Origin of the sequence: Variovorax sp. EBFNA2, assembly GCF_033802765.1 — a bacterium.
Classification (GTDB): domain Bacteria; phylum Pseudomonadota; class Gammaproteobacteria; order Burkholderiales; family Burkholderiaceae_C; genus Variovorax; species Variovorax paradoxus_H.
In genome coordinates, this window is sequence record NZ_CP138497.1 from 179,898 (window position 1) to 197,687 (window position 17,790).

General features: G+C 65.5%; 19 protein-coding genes and 2 pseudogenes. 8 read left to right on the top strand and 13 right to left on the bottom strand.

Features of this window, described 5'->3' with window-relative positions:
* Positions 1-236: 236 nt before the first annotated feature.
* Positions 237-323 (top strand): annotated as a pseudogene (locus RZE79_RS34800) (IS3 family transposase); the annotation flags it as partial.
* Positions 324-350: 27 nt separating this feature from the next.
* Here RZE79_RS34800 and RZE79_RS31250 read toward each other — a convergent pair.
* The gene (locus RZE79_RS31250; RefSeq protein WP_319362125.1) at positions 351-1,142 is read right to left on the bottom strand and encodes an SDR family oxidoreductase; all 792 of its coding nucleotides are present in this window, start codon (positions 1,140-1,142) and stop codon (positions 351-353) included.
* Positions 1,143-1,260: 118 nt separating this feature from the next.
* Positions 1,261-2,226, bottom strand: coding sequence for an alpha/beta hydrolase (locus RZE79_RS31255; protein ID WP_319362126.1), 966 nt, complete (start codon positions 2,224-2,226; stop codon positions 1,261-1,263).
* 120 nt (positions 2,227-2,346) lie between these two features.
* Between RZE79_RS31255 and RZE79_RS31260 the strand changes: the two genes are divergently transcribed.
* Positions 2,347-3,282 (top strand): LysR family transcriptional regulator, encoded by a 936-nt coding sequence (locus RZE79_RS31260; RefSeq protein ID WP_319362127.1) that lies wholly within the window; start codon positions 2,347-2,349, stop codon positions 3,280-3,282.
* Between the two features lie 437 nt (positions 3,283-3,719).
* Here RZE79_RS31260 and RZE79_RS31265 read toward each other — a convergent pair.
* The 10 genes and pseudogenes from RZE79_RS31265 to RZE79_RS31310 all read right to left on the bottom strand — a co-directional run.
* Positions 3,720-4,061 (bottom strand): annotated as a pseudogene (locus RZE79_RS31265) (transposase); the annotation flags it as partial.
* A gap of 3 nt (positions 4,062-4,064) precedes the next feature.
* Positions 4,065-4,640: an FCD domain-containing protein gene (locus RZE79_RS31270; protein WP_319362128.1), complete on the bottom strand. Its 576-nt coding sequence runs from the start codon at positions 4,638-4,640 to the stop codon at positions 4,065-4,067.
* A 69-nt stretch (positions 4,641-4,709) separates the two neighbouring features.
* Positions 4,710-5,651 carry a DMT family transporter gene (locus RZE79_RS31275; RefSeq protein WP_319362129.1) on the bottom strand — a complete coding sequence of 314 codons (942 nt, stop codon included), beginning with the start codon at positions 5,649-5,651 and terminating at the stop codon, positions 4,710-4,712.
* A 7-nt stretch (positions 5,652-5,658) separates the two neighbouring features.
* The gene (locus RZE79_RS31280; protein ID WP_319362130.1) at positions 5,659-5,958 is read right to left on the bottom strand and encodes a hypothetical protein; all 300 of its coding nucleotides are present in this window, start codon (positions 5,956-5,958) and stop codon (positions 5,659-5,661) included.
* Between the two features lie 17 nt (positions 5,959-5,975).
* Positions 5,976-6,626 (bottom strand): GntR family transcriptional regulator, encoded by a 651-nt coding sequence (locus RZE79_RS31285; RefSeq protein WP_319362131.1) that lies wholly within the window; start codon positions 6,624-6,626, stop codon positions 5,976-5,978.
* A gap of 20 nt (positions 6,627-6,646) precedes the next feature.
* Positions 6,647-7,087, bottom strand: a complete 441-nt coding sequence (locus RZE79_RS31290; RefSeq protein ID WP_319362132.1) for a VOC family protein — start codon at positions 7,085-7,087, stop codon at positions 6,647-6,649.
* Entirely contained in the window at positions 7,084-7,902 is an 819-nt protein-coding gene (locus tag RZE79_RS31295; RefSeq protein ID WP_319362133.1) for an amino acid ABC transporter ATP-binding protein, read from the bottom strand. Before RZE79_RS31295 ends, RZE79_RS31290 begins: the two co-directional genes overlap by 4 nt.
* Positions 7,899-8,759 (bottom strand): amino acid ABC transporter permease, encoded by an 861-nt coding sequence (locus RZE79_RS31300; RefSeq protein ID WP_319362134.1) that lies wholly within the window; start codon positions 8,757-8,759, stop codon positions 7,899-7,901. The genes RZE79_RS31295 and RZE79_RS31300 overlap by 4 nt, the downstream gene beginning before the upstream one ends.
* Positions 8,756-9,631 carry an ABC transporter substrate-binding protein gene (locus tag RZE79_RS31305; protein ID WP_319362135.1) on the bottom strand — a complete coding sequence of 292 codons (876 nt, stop codon included), beginning with the start codon at positions 9,629-9,631 and terminating at the stop codon, positions 8,756-8,758. The genes RZE79_RS31300 and RZE79_RS31305 overlap by 4 nt, the downstream gene beginning before the upstream one ends.
* A 67-nt stretch (positions 9,632-9,698) precedes the next feature.
* Complete coding sequence (locus RZE79_RS31310; protein ID WP_319362136.1) at positions 9,699-10,193, bottom strand: gamma-glutamylcyclotransferase family protein; 495 nt, start codon at positions 10,191-10,193, stop codon at positions 9,699-9,701.
* A gap of 388 nt (positions 10,194-10,581) precedes the next feature.
* On the opposite strand from RZE79_RS31310, the gene proC reads away from it, so the two are divergent.
* The 6 genes from proC to RZE79_RS31340 all read left to right on the top strand — a co-directional run bounded on the left by proC (position 10,582) and on the right by RZE79_RS31340 (position 16,565).
* Positions 10,582-11,418: a pyrroline-5-carboxylate reductase gene (gene proC / locus RZE79_RS31315; RefSeq protein WP_319362137.1), complete on the top strand. Its 837-nt coding sequence runs from the start codon at positions 10,582-10,584 to the stop codon at positions 11,416-11,418.
* Between the two features lie 23 nt (positions 11,419-11,441).
* The gene (gcvA, locus tag RZE79_RS31320) at positions 11,442-12,365 is read left to right on the top strand and encodes a transcriptional regulator GcvA (protein WP_319362138.1); all 924 of its coding nucleotides are present in this window, start codon (positions 11,442-11,444) and stop codon (positions 12,363-12,365) included.
* 108 nt (positions 12,366-12,473) lie between these two features.
* Positions 12,474-13,172: an RraA family protein gene (locus tag RZE79_RS31325; RefSeq protein WP_319362139.1), complete on the top strand. Its 699-nt coding sequence runs from the start codon at positions 12,474-12,476 to the stop codon at positions 13,170-13,172.
* Complete coding sequence (locus RZE79_RS31330) at positions 13,169-14,557, top strand: MmgE/PrpD family protein (RefSeq protein ID WP_319362140.1); 1,389 nt, start codon at positions 13,169-13,171, stop codon at positions 14,555-14,557. The genes RZE79_RS31325 and RZE79_RS31330 overlap by 4 nt, the downstream gene beginning before the upstream one ends.
* Before the next feature lie 57 nt (positions 14,558-14,614).
* Complete coding sequence (locus RZE79_RS31335) at positions 14,615-15,595, top strand: tripartite tricarboxylate transporter substrate binding protein (protein WP_319362141.1); 981 nt, start codon at positions 14,615-14,617, stop codon at positions 15,593-15,595.
* 130 nt (positions 15,596-15,725) lie between these two features.
* Complete coding sequence (locus tag RZE79_RS31340) at positions 15,726-16,565, top strand: IclR family transcriptional regulator C-terminal domain-containing protein (protein WP_319362142.1); 840 nt, start codon at positions 15,726-15,728, stop codon at positions 16,563-16,565.
* A 49-nt stretch (positions 16,566-16,614) separates the two neighbouring features.
* Here the strand turns inward: RZE79_RS31340 and RZE79_RS31345 are convergent, their stop codons facing one another.
* A complete protein-coding gene (locus RZE79_RS31345; protein WP_319362143.1) occupies positions 16,615-17,781 on the bottom strand; it encodes an alpha-hydroxy acid oxidase in 1,167 nt (388 codons plus the stop codon).
* Positions 17,782-17,790 lie beyond the last annotated feature (9 nt).

The window sequence follows — 17,790 nt, forward strand, 5'->3', positions numbered from 1 at the left end:
ATGAATGGTCTCGCTCGCGCGAGTGCCTGCGCGTCGAATACTTGCGCGTACCGCGACTCGCGCGCACAGTGCCGAAATGAACTAAGCCGATGTACTGCTTTAGATCGTAACAATGGCCAAGTTGGGTGGCGCCTTGCCACCCGAAGAGGCCAGAACAGCATCAACAACCTCAGCTACACCCGCAGCGGCACGCCCCTCCAGCACAACCCCATCTCCATCGAGTGCTCAAGAGAAGCCGCTGGTACAACGAGAACCGGATCAAGATCTCTCTTGGCTCTCTCAGCCCTATCGAATACCGGGTGAGCCTTGGACTTGCGGCATAAACCAGTCCAAGCTTGATCAAGCGTTGGTCAGAAGGCGCTCTTGACGACGCCGCCGTCGACGCGAAGGGCCGCCCCCGTGGTCGCCGAGGCGAGCGGACTTGCCACATAGGCCACGAGCGAGGCCACCTCCTGCGGCGAGGCGAAGCGCTTGATCAGCGAGGTCGGGCGGACATGGTCGAAGAACTCCGCCTCGACCTGCTCGAAACTCTTGTCGCTCGAGCGCGCCATGCCTTCCACGAAGTCGCCGACACCGCGCGATTTCGTCGGGCCTGGAAGCACGCTGTTCACCGTGATGTTCGTGCCGACGAGCGATTCCGCAAGGCCGCGCGACACCGCGAGTTGCGCGGTCTTCGTCATGCCGTAGTGAATCATCTCGGTGGGTATCTGGACCGCGCTTTCGCTCGAGATGAAGATGATCCGGCCCCAGTTCGCCCGCTTCATCTCCGGCAGCACGAGGCGCGAAAGGCGAACACCACTCAGCACGTTGACGTCGAAGAAGCGCTGCCAGTCTTCATCGGGAATATCTTCGAAAGCCTTGGCTTCGAAGATGCCCAGGTTGTTCACGAGGATGCCGATGCCGGGGTGACGCCGCACGGCGTCCTCGGCGGCGTCTGCCCGGCTGAGGTCCCCGGCATGGCCGAGCACCGTGCCTTGCGTTTCCGAGCGGAGGCGGCCCACCGCCTCGTTGACCGTCGCCTGCGTTCTGCCGTTCACGATCACGCTTGCGCCCTCCTGGGCCAGCGTGCGCGCAATTGCATAGCCGATGCCGGCGGTGCTTCCGCTCACCAGGGCGAGCTTTCCATCGAGTTGCAGATCCATCTTGGTTCTCCTGGGTTGGTTCGACGTTCATGCTCGTCGAGTTCTGCTGCTCGTGCCCCGCAGGGCGCGCAAGGTCCCTCTCGCGACCTTGCTGTTCCCATGTCGCGTCGGCTTCGCGCTAGCCCAGGAAGTTGACCAATGCCGGAATCACCTGCTCGGGCGCCTCTTCCATCAACCAGTGTCCGGAGCCTTTGACGATGACGCCCTGCACGTGGGTTGCGACCATCTTCCCCTGCTCGATCAGGAAGGCTCCGCCGGCCTTTTCACCGGAGAGCACCAGCATCGGCATGGGCAGTGGCGTCTTGCCCAGTTCGGCGAACTCGGCTGCATCCTGCTCGAAGGCCTTGAAATATTCGAATCCTGCACGCATGCCACCGGGCTGCGCATAGGCCCTGGCGTAGAACTGGCGGTCGGCTTCGGACACCGAGTGCTTCGGGTCGGCCGCGAAGTCGTTCCAGAAGTGCTCGAAATAGATGCGCTCGCGGCCTTTCACGAGCGCCAGCGGCGTCGCGCCGTGGAAATGGAAGTGCCACAGGTCGCGCAGGAGCCAGACGTTCTGCCATGCGCCGATGCCGGGCAGGAAGGCGTCCATGAGCACCACCTTGTCGGTCTCCGAAGGAAACTGCGCGGCATACGCGTAGGCCACCATCAGGCCGATGTCGTGGCCGACGATGCTGACACTGCGAATGCCGAGCGAGCGCACAACCTCGTGGATGTCGACGGCCATGTTCTTCTTGCCATAGCCCGTCTCGGGCTTCGAGGAATCGCCGGCGCCTCGAAGATCGGGCACGACCACGGTGTGCGTCTTGGCCAGAAGTGGCATCAGCGGGTTCCACATGTGCCCGGTCTCGGCGTAGCCGTGCAGCAGCACGACCGTCGGCCCGCTGCCGCCGATGCGGTAGTGAATCCGGGTGCCGTTGACCTGCGCGCTGGCGGAGCGGAAGCCCGGCACTGCGTCGGCGACGGGAGCCGCATGCGCGACGCGGCCCACGGTCAGGGCGGCGCCCACGGCGACGGCACCGCCAAGCAGGGCACGGCGGGTCGGTGCAGAGGGGGCGGCGGGGGTGAAATCGGTGTCGGTCATGTTGAACTTCCTTTCTGTCGGTTGCTGGGGTGACGTGAATTTATGATTCAGCTTCACTTCCAGAAAGAGCCCAAAAGTGGTTTACTCATTCAGCTTTCATGAATGATTGGACGTGGCGCCATGGACCGATTGCGTGCCTACGAGGTATTCGTCACCGTGGTGGCGCGGGGCAGTTTCACCAAGGCTGCTGACGCGCTGGACACCTCGCCGGCCAACGTGACGCGCTACGTCAACGAGTTGGAGGCGCACCTGCGTACGCGGCTCATCAACCGCACGTCGCGCCGCTTGTCGCTCACCGAAGGTGGCGAAGCATTGTTCGACCGCGCGAAATCGATCCTTGAAGAAGTCGCGGAGACCGAGGCGCTGGCGACCACCGCCTCCCTCCAGCCGCGGGGGCGTCTGCGCATCAACGCGCCACTGAGTTTTGGCAGCCTCGTGCTGGCGCCGCTGTGGCCGAAGTTCATGGCGAAGTACCCTGATGTCGAGCTCGACATCGCGCTCATCGACCGCGTGGTCGACATCGTCGAAGAGGGCTACGACTTGGCCATTCGCATTTCTCGGACCTCGTCGGGCAACCATATCGCGCGCCGGCTGGGTCGCTCGCAGAACGTGGTCTGTGCCTCGCCGGACTACCTTTCAATCCATGGCATGCCCCAGGTGCCGGCAGACCTGTCGCGCCACTTGTGCCTCGGCTACACATACGGTGCGACCTCCGACGAGTGGCAGTTCGCCGGCCCCGGGGGGGCGCTGGACTCCGTGCGCGTGCGCTGGGCCCTGCGCGCCAACAATGGCGAAACCGCCCGCGCCGCGGCGCTCGCTGGTGCCGGCGTCATCTGGCAGCCGAGCTTCGTGGTCGGAGAGGACTTGCGCACCGGACGGTTGGTCGAGGTCATGCCCGGTTATCACATGCCGCCCGTGGACATCCTGGCGATCTACGCGAGCCGTCGGCATCTCAGCGCGAAGGTGCGGGTGATGGTCGACTTTCTAGTCGATGCTCTTCAAGCGTCGCCGCTGGTGAAAGGCGGGGCGGAAGCGGTGCACACAGAGCCGATCTAAAAGCCCTCGGCGCGTCCGATTTTGAGCTGCGGCTATTTCCGCTTTGGGCGGTAGTACCCATTCGCGCGAGGCCGAGGTGTCGGCAATGGTTAAGGGTTGTCCGATACCTGCCCGTGCAACACCACGAGCCCGCGCACCACAACGGCCTGGGGCAGGTGTTGGACAAGCCTCTAAGGAGGAAACCGCGGAATGCTCTGCTGCGGACGGGGAAGGCTACGGGCCTATGGGGATTCGGAACGCGTGGCCCGAGCTGGCTCCGACGCGCAGCCCGGGAGACGCCTCCAATGGCGTTGCCGAAGCGCAGTAAATCAAGGCCGTCGCTTGCGTCGCCTGACGCCAGGACGGTCGACGAAGGGCATCACCGGACTCGAAGACCAGACTTCCTCTCATCGGCCCGATAGCAAGAAGGGTCGAAGGTTGGCTGAGCAGCTGCGTCGTCATGGTGCCCGGACCTGTGGTGGCGGCGCACGGATCGGCTGCCCGCGAGCCAACGTCAGCAAGACGATCATCGCAGCGCCGCAGTGCATGCAGACGAAGGTCGGTTGAGGATGGCAAGGCTCGGCATCCAGGCTCGCGATCTGCGCGACCGCGTCAGCCTCTTGCCCCAGTAGTTCGCGGATGCGCGCCAGGTTGGCCGTGCGATGGCCGTTGGCCAGAAGCCCGTAGTGTCGGATGCGATGGAAGCCGCCCGGCAGAACATGCAGCAGGAAGCGGCGCATGAACTCATCGGCATCGAGCGTCATTGTCTTGTGCCGAGTGCGCCCCTTGGCCCGATAGTCGGGTCAGAGATCGATGGAATCCAACACCGAGCGCACATTCTGCACGTGAGCCATCCCCGCTTCATCCGCCGCCTGCGCGTCACCGCGAAGCACGGCATCGCACATGACTTGGCAGTCGCGCATGCGAACCTTCTGCAAGGTCGAGGGGCGATGCTGCGCGTAGACGATGGGCATCTGGATGGACGGAAACAGCCGCTTCAACTCGTTGCTTCCACTGGTGTTCAGCAGCGCGCGGTACAGCCCGCGTCGCGCTCGCGCAAAGACGTCGCCATCCGTGGCGGTATTGGCGCGATCGAGTTCGGCGAGCGCCTGCTTGATCGGATCGCGCGCCCGGCCATTTGCGATGCCCAATGCCGCGCTTCTGGCGAGCAGGCCCGTCATGCGCTCTGCGACATCCAGGACTTCCAAGGTCTGCAGATCGAGGGACCGGATCGCGGCGCCTTTGTTGCGCGGTATCTCGACGACGCCTTGCGCTGCATAGCCGCCTTTAGAGGACCGCGGGGCCGCCGACTGGTTGAAGTGAGTTCTAGCTTCCGCGTGCGGAGCCACCGACTTGCTGGGCTCTTCTGTCGCTTCCACGCGGTGATCAACCGCCGACAATTGGAGGCTTGCACCGATATGGCTATCGTCGACCAGGCCTGATGGCGGCTATTTGCGCCACACCCTATCCAGTAAGTCGCGAAGAGGGGACCCCTGCAACTTCAAGAAGTGCTCGCGCGTCTTCACTCCGCTAGCGCCGATGGATCGAGCCTGAAGCGCCGCGTAGCCTCCGCCGAGCGCGATCAGACCCATGCCCGTCCAACTGGTCGCATCGGGCCAATGGCCGAAGACCATCCATCCGAGCAGTGCGGCCCACAGCATCTGCGAGAAAGAAAACGGCGCGATCGCCGAGGGTGGGGCGATCCGGTAGGCCAGGAGCACCAGCCACTGTGCAGCGCACCAGCTGAGCGACATGAGCGCGAGGCGCCACCAAGCGGTGCCGACGGGCGACCATTCCATGGCTGGGAGCAAGAGACTCAGGCCCAGCACACCGATCGCGGATGAATAGAGTACCGTGGTCGCGGTGTGCTCTGCGGCGGACAGGCGGCGCGTGAGGATGACCGCGCATGCCCAGGACATCGACGACAACATCGGAAAGATCTCGGCTCCGCCGAACGCCAGCGCGCCGGGCCGCACGACGATCAGCACCCCCACGAAACCGCACAACACCGGCAACCATCGCTGCAAACCTGCGCGCTCACCCAGCACCACCCGCGCCAGCAGCATGACGAACAGAGGCGACGCGAAAACCATAGCCGTCGCTTCGGCCTGCGGTATCGAACGCAGCGCGTAGAGAAAGAAGAGGGCGGAGCCCACCAGAGCCACTGCGCGCAGCACCTGCAGGCGTGGCTGTGCGGTGCGCAGCAGCGCGGGCCTTGCGAGTATCAGCGGCAGAACCATCACGAAGAGCCCCAGATAGCGGAACCAGGCCAGCAGGAACGGTGAAAAAGTGGTCGCCAGTCCCTTGGCCCACATGTCCGAGAGCGCGAAGCCGGCCATGGCTGCGACCAGCAGCGCGCCGCCCGCTGCGGGGCGATGGCAAGACGTCACGGCGGGCTCAGGCCAGGGGCGCCTTGACGCGCATGCCCGCGGCGGCATCGTCCGCGCCGGCCCATTCGATGATCCAGCGCTTGGCCGCGATGGAGGTGCCCGCCATCGTGGCATGGGGTTCGGCACGCAGGTGCCAACCTTGATTCGAGCACGCCAGGACTTCGCCCTGCATGACGCCCTGGTCCGAGAACTCGACGGTGACCGTGTCGCCCGCACGCATGGCGTCGCGCAGCGCCGGGTCGAGGCCTTGCAGCCTCGCGCCGGGGTACAGGTGCGTGTTTTGGGCAGCGATGCGCCAGGCGTGCATGGGAAATCGCCTCGGCTTCAGTCGTCGCGCAGCGCGTCCGCGACGATGCTCATCGTCGTCTGGATGTGCTCGCGGGTGGCGCGCTCTGCACGCTCGCCATCGCGGTTCTTCAAAGCCGACAGGATCGCATGATGCTGCTCGGACGATCGGCCCAGCTGGTCCTTCATGAAGATCACCGGCAGCCGCAGGTTCCAGTACTGGAACTGGGTGCGCTCGTGGAGCTCGGCGAAGAAGGGGTTCTCCGAGAGCGCGACGATCTGCCGGTGAAACGTTTGGTTGAGCCGGTTGATTTCGCTGCGCGGCAGTTCTTCGCCGCGGTCCATCTCGGTGACCAGCTGTTCGAGCGCATCGAGCGCAGCAGGCGTAGCGCGTTCAGCAGCCAGTCGCGTGGCATAGCCCTCGATGGCCATGCGGCTCTCGAAGATGGTCCGAAACGACGCAGGATCGCTGGCCTCGACGACCCAGCCGCGGTCACGGCTGACCAGTCCTTCGCCCTGCAGTCGAAGTAGTGCCTCGCGCACGGGGGTGCGGCCGGCCTCCAGCAGAGCCGATACCTCGTCCTCCACCAGCCGTGAGCCCGGCTTGATGTCCAAGGTCAGGATCCTCGTTCGCAGTTTCTGGAATACGTCTCCGGCGATCAGGTCGTTGCCGGTCTTCTTGAGTGCCATTCGGCCTCCTGCAATATTGTTCAAGCGGTCTTGCGCACTTCGAGGACCACACCGGCCTGCGCACGCGTGTCGAAGTAGGCAAAGCCCGATCCGTCCGCGCGCGCACCCCGGGCGGTCACGCCAATTCCCAGTTCGCGCACAGCGGCCTCGGCCGCATCGCGATCAGGAACCTCGAAGCCGAGGTGATACACGCCCTCGCCATGCTGGTCCAGGAAGCGCCGCTGCGGCGAATCGAGTTCCGAAGGCTGGCAGATCTGGATCTGCACATTGTCGAGGTCGACGCATTTGTAGCGCATGGCGTCGGAGGCGGCGCGGTTCGGGACATCGAATTCGACGTAGGCGCTCCCCTTGGGGTAGTCGAACCAGGGACCCACGCCGAGCTGTTCGTAGTAGCCCACCGTCTTGTCCAGGTCGTGCACGACGATGCACACGTGGTGGAGGGTCTTGAAGAATTGTTTCATGAAGCCGTTGTTTCCTCAGAGGTGGGTTCGTCCGCGTGGTGCGCGAGGAACTGCTTGCTGCGCTCGTGCCGCGGGGCATGAAAGAAGTCGCGCGCGGGCCGGTCTTCGACCAGTTCACCGTTGACCATGAACAGCACCCGGTGTGCGAAGTCGCGCGCCAGCGCCATCTCGTGCGTGGCGATCATGAGCGTGATGCCGTCCAGGGCGAGCTGCCGGATGGCGGCAATCACTTCATGCGAAAGCTCCGGGTCGAGCGCACTGGTGGGCTCGTCCAGCAGCATCAGCCGCGGCTTGAGCGCCAGCGCCCGCGCGATGGCCACGCGCTGCTGCTGACCACCGGAGAGCTGGTTCGGATAGGCGCCGGCCTTTTCGGCCAAGCCCACGCGCGACAGCAACTCCATCGCCAGTGCCTTGGCCTGTGCCTGGGTCTGTCCCAGCACATGGACCGGGCCCGCCATCACGTTATCGATGACGGTGATGTGGCGAAAAAGGTTGAAGCTTTGAAACACCATGCCGATGCGTCGGCGTTGCCGGCTGATCTCGCTGTCTGGCAGTTCGATCAGCGCGTCGCCTCGTTCGCGATAGCCGATGAGGTCGCCGTTCACGAAGATCTTGCCGCCGTCGATGGGTTCGAGGTGGTTGATGCATCGCAGAAGCGTCGACTTGCCTGCGCCCGACGGGCCGAGCACCGCCACGACCTGGCCCTCGGGCACATCGAAGCTCACATCGCGCAGGACGGCTTGCGTCCCGCGGTACTTGGTCACGCCGACCATGCGGACGGCATGCGTGGCGGGGCGGGAGGTGGGTGTGGTCATCGGTGCGGGAATCGCTTCTCGAGCGATGTTTGCAAGGCAGTGGCGAAGGCGGTCATGACCAAGTACCAGAAGCCGGCCACGGCCAGCAGCTCGACCACCCGGAAGTTGGCGGCGTAGATGTCGGTGGAGATGCGCAGCAGTTCGAGATAGCCGATGGCCGAGGCGAGCGAGGTCGATTTCAGCAGCATGATGTACTGATTGCCCGTGGCTGGAACGATGATGCGCGCAGCCTGAGGAATCACGACCTTGCGCATGATCATGCCGTGCGTCATGCCGATCGAGCGCGCCGCATCGCGCTGGCCGTTGTCCACTGCGATGAAGCCGCCGCGGATGATCTCGGCCATGTAGGCGCCTTCGGCCAGGCTCAGCCCGGCCAGCGCCGCTGCATAGGGCGTGATGACCTGCGTCATCGGCATGTCCAGTAGCACGAGGCCGGTGAACGGGATCACCAGATGCAGTTGCGGGAACATGATCGGAAAGGCGTTGAACCAGAAGATCAACTGGATCAGCATCGGCGTGCCGCGAAACAGGTACACGTAGCTGGCGGCAAAGCCCACGAGGATCGGGTTGCCGCTCACGCGCATCATGGCCACGACCAGTCCGACCGCTACCGCCAGCAGCAAGGCGATGGTGCCGAGCATCACGGAGTGGCCCGCACCGATGAGCACGTTGCGGCTGAACACGTAGCTGGCGAAGACGCCGACGTCGATCACCTTGGAGCCGACCGCGGCCGTGACCAACCAGGCCAGCGCCAGCATCACGGCCGCGCCGAAGCACCAGGCGCCCCATTGGCGTCGGTGCACCACGCGGCGCACCGGCAGCGCAGCCGACGCGGAAGAAGTAGGGATGGAGCTCACTTGCGCTTGCTGGAGGGCAGGTTGCTGCTGATCGCCGGCAGCGCGGCGCCGCCGACGTTCCACTTGTCCAAGATCTTCTTGTAGGTGCCGTCGTCGAGCATGCTCTGCGTGGCCTTCTGAACGGCATCGCGCAGGCCGGTCTTGCTCTTGGCGAAGCCCCACGAGGTGATGTACGGCGTGAGCATGTAGTTGCCGCCCACGACCTTGTACTTGCCCGGGAACTGAGAGCCCATGTAGACGAGCGCCGGGTAGTCCCCGATGTAGCCATCGACGCGCTTGAGGTCCAGCTGCATGCGTGAATCGGGTGCGGTGGGCAACTGCTCGGCGCGGATTGGTGCCTTGCCGTTCTTCGTGCAGCGCTCCGAGGCCGCCTCCACGGCGGTCATGATGGTGCGGCCGCCGAGCATCGTGGCGATGCCCTTGCCGCAGAAGTCGTCGATGGTCGAGAGCTTGTCTGTGTTGGCGGACAGCACGAGGATGCTGCCGCCCGATTGCATGTAGTTGACGAAATCGAGCTTCTGTTCGCGCTCTTCCGTGTCGCTGATGCCACCGGAGGCGACGTCGAAACGGTCGGCTTCCACGCCGGAGATCAGGGAGGCGTACTCGGACTGGATGTACTCGAGCTTGAGCCCCAGGCGTCGCGCGACATCTTCGAGCAGGTCGCGGCTCACGCCCGAGACACCACTGCCGCCGGGCTCGCGAAACTCGACGGGAGGAAAGGTCTGCTGCGAGCCGACGCGCAGGACGCCGCGCGCCTTGACGTCGGCGGGCACGGCACGCGCAGCCTCGGAGAGGGGCGATGCCGCGGGCTGGGCAAGGCCGCACAACGGCGACAACGCCGTCAGCAGCAAAGTTGCCCGGAGAGATGACATGAACGAACGCATGATTTTCTTTCTCGGTGATTTTCTTGAGTTGCTGACGGCGCGGGCGCTGTCGTGATTAACGCGAGTCGGCGGACTTGCCCGGGATGGCGGAAGGATTCGGGCGGTCGGCGCGGGGGCAGGGGGCCGCCGCATCGTAGGTGGCTTGAACCTTGGCGATGTACTCGGCAGAGAAGCCTTCGGACTTCAGGCCGTCGGGGATGTGCTGCCAGTAGAAGTTCGGCGGGCGCATCGCCACGCCGGGCGAGGTCATGCGATAGGTCCAGCAGTCATAGGTCTTGCCGTCCTCGCCGATGACGGTGATGGCAAAGCGCTCGAAATCGTCGTAGTCGTCGGTCAGGCCGTCGTCTTCGAACACGAGGCCCTCGCATCGCTCGCCCCAGGCGTCGGGCAGGCCGTTCAGGTGGCACCAGCCGCGGTCGGAGCGACCGGCAGCGGCATGGAACTCCAGGCGGTAGTTCGGCAGCACGGCTTTGGCCACCTTCTTGCATTCGGGCATGTAGCGTTTGATTTCCGGATCGTTGATCCAGGTGCAGTAAGCGAAGTAGTACATCCAATTTCTCTGGCAAATGAGGAACAACGGCCCTGGGAAGAGGGCCCCTTGGCAGAAGGAAACCGCGTCCGGCTTCTTCATATACGTAAAGATATACGAAGAAATATACGAAAGCAAGGAAGGGTTTACGCGCGGAACGCGGGACTCTCATCAAGAAGCGCCAGCAGGCCTGCGCATGCGTCGACGACATGCGGTCGAACCGTGCTTTATCTGGTGGAGACGCACATCTTCGAAACAATGCTCAGCGCCGGATGCGTAGATTGGGCGATGCCGGCCAGAGATCACTGACGCAGGGATTTCCTGTCATGTCTTGCCGGCGCTTTCTCCATCTCCAGAGACCTCGCTGCCGGGATCTGTCTCGCGCCAGCAGCGTCAATCCAGACCCTTCATGAACTCAGAATTCTCCAAAGCACAACCCGGCTCGTTCGCCTTCATCGGCGGCGGGCAGATGGCCACAGCCCTGATCAGCGGTCTCATCAGGGCCGGGCTTCCGCCCCAGGCCATCGTGGTGTTCGACCCCGACACGGCGCAGCAGGAGCGGCTGCGCACCTCGCTCGGCGTCGATGTGGGCGGAAGCGTCGACGCCCGCCTTGCCACTGCCCACGTGGTGGTCTGGGCCGTCAAGCCTCAGGTTTTGCGCCAGGCGGTGCAGCAGGCGAGCGCGCACCTGCGTGCGCCCTTGCACATCAGCATTGCGGCAGGAATCCGTTGCGTCGATTTGTCGGGCTGGCTGGGGAGCACGCGCGTGGTCCGCGCCATGCCGAACACGTCCGCCTTGATCGGCGCCAGCGTCACAGGCCTGAGCGCCGCACCGGAGGCCGCCACGGCCGATCGACGCATGGCAGAGGAAGTGCTCGCCACGACGGGCCATTGCTTCTGGGTCGAGGGCGACGAACGACTGAATGCAGTCACGGCCGTCAGCGGTAGCGGCCCCGCCTACGTGTTCCACTTTCTGGAGGCGTTCCAGGCTGCCGCACAGGCCGTGGGCTTCGACGAGGTGACGGCGCGCGAGCTGGTCCTGAAAACCGTTGCGGGCGCCGTGCAGCAGGCGCAGTCGGGCGATGCGTTCGGCACGCTGCGCGAACGCGTGACCTCCAGGCATGGAACCACAGAGGCTGCGCTGGCGCAGCTGGACCTGGCCGGGACGGCCGACGCACTGAAGGAGGCGGTCGCCGCGGCCTGCACGCGGGCCGAGTCTCTCTCCAGAGAGATCGCGCAGGCCTGAACTCGCGCACGCCTCGAGGCGGTATGGCGGGCGCACCGCAGCGGCAGACAATGCATCCCATGAAGCGTGCGCGACTCCCTTCCATCACCGCTCTGACGGCATTCGAATCGGCTGCGCGACATCTGAACTTCCGGCGCGCGGCCGACGAATTGCACTTGACGCAAGGGGCGGTGAGTCAGCAGGTGCGACAGCTCGAGGAGAGCCTGGGCGTGGCCTTGTTTGCACGCGTGCGCCAGCGCGTGCTGCTGACGGGGCCGGGCGCACGCTACCTGGAAGAGGTCCGGCGCATCCTCAAGGACCTGGGGGAGGTCACCAACCAGGCCATGGCCACAGGTGACAAGGAGATCCTGAACCTCGCCTCGGTGCCGACCTTTGCTGTCAAGTGGCTGATCCCGCGGTTGCCCACGTTCCTGGCGAAGCACCCCGAGGTCAACGTGAACCTGGTGTCGCGCAGCGCGCCCTTCGATTTCGCGAAAGAGCCGTTCGACGCCGCCATTCACTACGGTGAGCCCGCCTGGCCCGGCGCCGTCGCCACGCTGCTCATGGACGAAGACATGATCCCGGTCAGCAGCCGGACCTACCGGCTGGCCCTGAAGCTGCGCACGCCGGCCGATCTGGGCCGGGCCACGCTGCTGCAGCAGTTCACGCGGCCTTCCGCCTGGCAGGACTGGTTCCGGCATGTGGATGTGGAGCCGCCGAACGCCTTTCGCGGACCGCGCTTCGACAGCTTCAACATGATCCTGGAAGCGGTGCTGGCCGACATGGGCGCTGCGTTGCTGCCGCGCTTTCTGGTCGCGAGCGACATCGCACAGGGCCGGATCGTGCAGCTGTCCCGTTTCGGACTGCCGAGCTCGCGTGGCTATCACTTCGTGTGCCCCGAGGCGCGCCGCGATGTGCCGGCAGTGGTCGCCTACCGCGAATGGCTGCTGACCGCGATCGCAAGTTGATGAGATGGCCTCATCAATTCATCAGTAATCGTCGCTTCCGGGATAGAGGAGAGCTTCGGACAATGGCAAAGATCCGCAGCCCATCTGCACTTTGATCCTGAAGCCACCATGTCCGCCACGCCCCCCGATCGCCGCTGGAAGCGGCCCGTTCCGCCGTTCCTGATTCAGCAGCACGCCGCACCGCCCGATGCCGCCCGCGTGGCACAGCTGCGCGCGGCCGATGTCACCCGCCTCAGCGACCTGGCGGGGCGCATGTACACCTGTGCGCCCGAGGTGCGGCCCTTGGTGCTGCCCGCGATCCCGATGGTGGGCCCGGCGTTCACCGTCAAGTGCCCCCCGGGCGACAACCTCGGCGTCATGGCCGCGATCCGGCGCATCCAGCCAGGCGACGTGCTCGTGGTGGATGGCCAGGCCTTCACGCGCTGGTGCATGGGAGGCTTCGAACTGCTCAAGGTGGCGCGCGACGACTACGGCATGGCCGGCCTTCTGGTCAACGGCGCCTGGCGCGACGTGGCCGAAGCCCAGGACGCCGGCATCCCGATTTATGGGCTCGGTGTGTCTCCCCATTCGGGACCGAAGCTCGGGCCCGCCGAGCTCAATGTGCCGGTCGCCTGCGGCGGCGTGATCATCAGCCGGGGCGACGTCGTCTGCGCGAGTGTCGAAGGTGTCGTGGTCGTCCCGCGCCACAGCATCGACGCAGTGTGCGCTGCGCTGAGCGCGCCCTCCGGTGGCCACGGCATCCACGGCTTCCTGGACGAGATGGACGCTCACGTGGCCGACTGGCAACCGCAGGGCGATGCAGCGTGAGCGCCGAATCTTCCGCTTGTGAGGTGGGGGAAGCGCAAGGCCTCACGCGCGCCTTCGCGGCCTTCGTGCGGGCTGCAACGTTCGAGCGCATGCCAACCGCGGTGCACACCGAAGCGCAACGTGCGATCACCGATTGCCTCGGAGGTGCACTCGCCGGTGCCCGCGAGCCTGTCGCCATTCAGGCCGCAACGCTGGCCGATGCAGGCGCTGGACGCTGCACCCTCTGGGCGCAGCCGCGGCGTGCCTCGGCGCGCGACGCCGCTCTCATCAACGGCTGCGCGGCGCATGCACATGCCATCGATGACACCAACGAATCCATGCGCGGACATCCCTCGGCGCCGATCGTGCCGGCCGTGCTGGCGTTGGGTGAAGAAATCGATGCCTCAGGCGATGTGCTCATCGAGGCCTACGTGGTGGGTGTGGAAGTCGCAGCCAAACTCGGTCTCGCCGTCAACGACCGCCATTCGCAATTGGGGTGGCACACCACCTGCACGCTGGGCGCCGTGGGAGCCGCCGCATCCTGCGCGAAGTTGCTGGGGCTCGACGAGTTGCGCACGGTGCACGCACTGGGCATTGCGGCGTCGATGGCGGGCGGTCTGCGGGTGAACTTCGGCTCGATGACCAAACCGCTGCATGCGGGGCTGGCTGCCCACAACGGCGTGCTGGCCACGCGCCTGGCCGAAGCAGGTGTCACCGCGAGCGACCAGGCGCTGGAGGGCCATGAAGGATTTCTGGCCCTGTTCTGCGGCGACGACGCGCGACCGGATCGCGCCCTGGCAGCGCTGGGCCAGCCGTTCGAGCTGGCGTCCCCCGGCATCGTCTACAAGCAGTACCCGACCTGCTCCTTGATGCACGCGCTGGTCGACATGGCGATCGAGGCGCGAGCTTATCGCCTGCCCGAGCTGCTCGGTGTCGGCCGCATCCGTTGCGGTATCAGCACGCGACTGAGCGCTACGCGCAAGACAGCCTGGCCGACGTCGGGGATGGAAGCCAAGTTTCACGTCGAATACTGCGTGGCTGTGGCGTTGCTCTGCGGTACGCAGGCGCTGTCGGATTTCGCGGACGCAGCGCTGGAGCGCTCTGACGTGCGCGCCTTGGCGCAGCGCATCGAAGTCGCACCGGGCATCGACTTTCCTGCGGGCAACGGCGACTTCGCCGAGCTTCATATCGACGTGGATGGCCAGACGGTGTTCCATAAGCGCCGCGCCAAGCCGCGAGGCCATCCATCGCTGCCTATGAGAGATGCCGAGCACCGCGACAAATTCATGGCCTGCGCGAGCTTGGCGATGGACGGCGCGGCAGCTTCCGAACTGCACAGCGCATTGCGCGGCACACCGTTTCCCGATGCGCGAACACTGGGCCGTCTGCTGGCTGCCGCGCACTGACCGCCGCGTTTGTTCATTCACTCATTCATCACATCGATTTTTCCGGAGTTACCCGCCATGCCCACCATTTCACGCCGCCGCCTGCTCGCCTGTGCGGCGTTGCCCTTGCTGGCCTCGAGCCAGCTCGCCCACAGCCAGGGGTCCAAGGACATGACGATCGTGGTGGGCTATCCCGCGGGGGGCTCGCTCGATGCCATGGCACGCGCGCTGGCCCAGAAGCTCTCCGCGCTGCGTGGCCATGGCGTCATCATCGACAACCGGCCCGGATTTTCCGGGAACATCGGTGCCCAGTACGTGGCGCGCTCGCCGGCCGATGGCCGCACGGTGCTGATGTCCGCGCTGACCACCTACGCCATCAATGCCAACCTCATGGGCAGCAGCGCCGGCTACGACCTGATGAAGGATTTCGAGCACGTGGCCATCGTGGGCAACCTGCCGAACGTGATCGTGGTGCCGTCCTCGCTGCCCGTGAAGACGCTGCAGGAGTTCATTCAAGCCGCCAAGAAGAACCCCGGCGGCTATTCGTATGCGACCACGGGCAACGGTTCGCTGGAGCACGTCGCGGGCGAGATGCTCAAGCGCGCCGCGGGCATCGATCTGCTCGCGGTGCCTTACAAGGGGTCGACGCCGGCCCTGACCGACTTGATCGGCGGCCAGATTCAAGTCATGTTCGTCAACACGTCGACGGCCATCAACAACCTCAAGGGCGGCCGCATCAAGGTGCTGGCCATTGCGGGCCCGGCGCGAAGCCCTGCAATGCCCGATGTGCCGACCCTGCGCGAGAGCGGCGTCAAGTTGACCAACGATGTCGTGTCCATCTTCGGCATCTCCGCGCCGCGTGGCACCTCGAAGGCCGTGGTGGATCAGCTCAACGCAGACCTCAACACGGCACTGAAAGATGCGCAGGTGCATCAGCGGTTCGAGGCCCTGGGCATCGAGGTCGTCACGCAAAGCCCTGCCGAGGCACGCAAGAAGATTGACAGCGAGGTGGCGACGTGGGCGAAAGTGCTCGGCGAGACCGGCATCACGCTCCAGTGAGATGGGTCGGCGCAGGCAGCGATGAGGTGCGTTCGCGCGTCGCGCACGCGGTAAACTGGGCAGGCTCGCCGTTGCAACAACGGCGCAGGGCCCCACGGGGCGCTTCCTCCACTTCAGCTCTTCCGCGCAGATGCCCAGTCCGTCGGATCCATCTCCCGAAACTCCCTCGGAAACCCAGCAAACCCGGCGTCATGGCCATTCGTCGCTGTTCATCGGCTCGACGGAAAAGGCCTTTCATGTCCTGGATGCATTCAACGGAACGCGTGGCCATCTGACCATCGCAGACATTGCGCGCGCGTCGAACCTCGACCGCAGCGCGACGCAGCGCCTGGTCTACACGCTGGAGAAGATCGGCTACCTGCGCCGCATTCCCGACACGCGCCAATATGGACTGACGTCCAAGGTGCTGCAGCTGTCCTACAACTACCTGCGTGCCAACGCCCTGGTCGACAAGGCCTCGCCGTATCTGCTGGACATCAGCCGCACGCTCGGCGAGACCACCAACCTGCAGGAACTCGACGACACCGAGATCGTGTTCGTGGCGCGCTTTCCCGGCAAGCACCTGGTCAATGTCGACATCGCGGTGGGCAGCCGGCTGCCTGCCTTCTGCACTGCCTCGGGCACCGCCATCCTGGCGCGCATGGAGCCGTCGCAGCGCGTCGAGGTCTTGCAGCGCTCGCGGCTGACGGCGATCACGCCCTATACCGAGACGCGCATGGACGAGCTCCTTGCGCGCATCGAACGTGCGGCCGAGCGCGGCTATGCCGTGATCACCAACGAGACGGTGATGGGAGACATCTCCATCGCCGCTGCCATCACCGACCATCGCGGCGTGGCCGTGGCCGCGGTCAACATCGCCGTGCCGACGACACGCTGGACCACCGAGCAGGTGGAAGCGCAGCTTGCACAGCATGTGCAAGTGGCCGCCACCTCCATCTCCAAGGCTAAGTTCGCGGGCTACGGCGAGTAGCCGTCAGCGACGCGCTGCGGGCGATGCCGGTGATTCCGGCACGCAGGCCTCAGAGCGCTCGCAGGCGTTCTTCCCATCCAGGCTGAAACACCGAAGGCGTCAGTTCCGCCGCACGGGGATACCCGAGCAGGCGAAGGGTCGTCTCGCATTCGTTGCGCAGGATCTGCAGCACTTCGGTCACGCCGCGCGGACCTCGCGCGGCCAGGCCGTACAGCGGCGCGCGTCCGAGCAGGACGGCCTGCGCGCCCAGCGCGCGCGCCTTGACGATGTCGCTGCCGCGCCGGATGCCGCCGTCCATCATGACGGTCAATGCAGAGCCCACGGCTTCCGTCACGGCCGGCAGCAGCTCGAGAGGACTGGGCGCGCTTTCCAGCTGGCGACCGCCGTGGTTGGAGAGCACGATGCCGTCCACGCCCACGGCGCGTGCCTGCAGTGCGTCGTCCACTGAGAGGATGCCCTTCACCAGCAGGCGACCCGGCCAGTGCGCGCGCAACCAGTCGATGTCCTGCCAGCTCAGCGACATGTCCATCTGGCGGCTCATGGCGGCGGCCTGCGCGGCCAGGTTGACCGTCATGCCCGTGCTTCGCGCCAGGTTCACCAGTTGCGGTGAGCCGCCCTGGCGCAGCATGCGCATGCACCAGCGCGGATGGGTCATGACATCGGCCATCAGCCGCGGCGTGATGCGCAGGGGCATCTTGAAGCCATTGCGGATGTCGTGATCGCGCACACCGTGCACGGGCGTGTCGACGGTGAGCATCAGCGTGGTGTAGCCGGCGTCACGTGCGCGCTGCATCATGCGTTGGGCGATGCTGCGGTCACGCTGCACATACAGCTGCAGCCAGAGCTCGCCGTCGCTGGCGCGGCGCACGTCTTCTAGCAGCGAGGTGGAGGCCGTGGAGAGCACGAACGGCAAGCCGGCGCGATGTGCCGCGACGGCCAGTGCCTCCTCGGCGCGCGGGTAGTACAAGCCGTTCAGGCCCGTCGGGCCCACCACCGCGGGCATCGCCAGATGCTGTTCGAGCACGTCGACGCCCGCGTCCACGGTGCTGACCTCGGTGAGCACACGCGGCTTGAACAGCAGCGCGTCGTACGCGACGCGGTTACGTGTCAGGGTGCGCAGATCTTCCGCGCCACCTTCCAGATAGTCACTGGCGATGCGCGTGAGGCGCTTGCGCGCCAGCACGCGGTAGTCCTGTACCGCAGCGAGTGCCGCCATGGCCGCAGC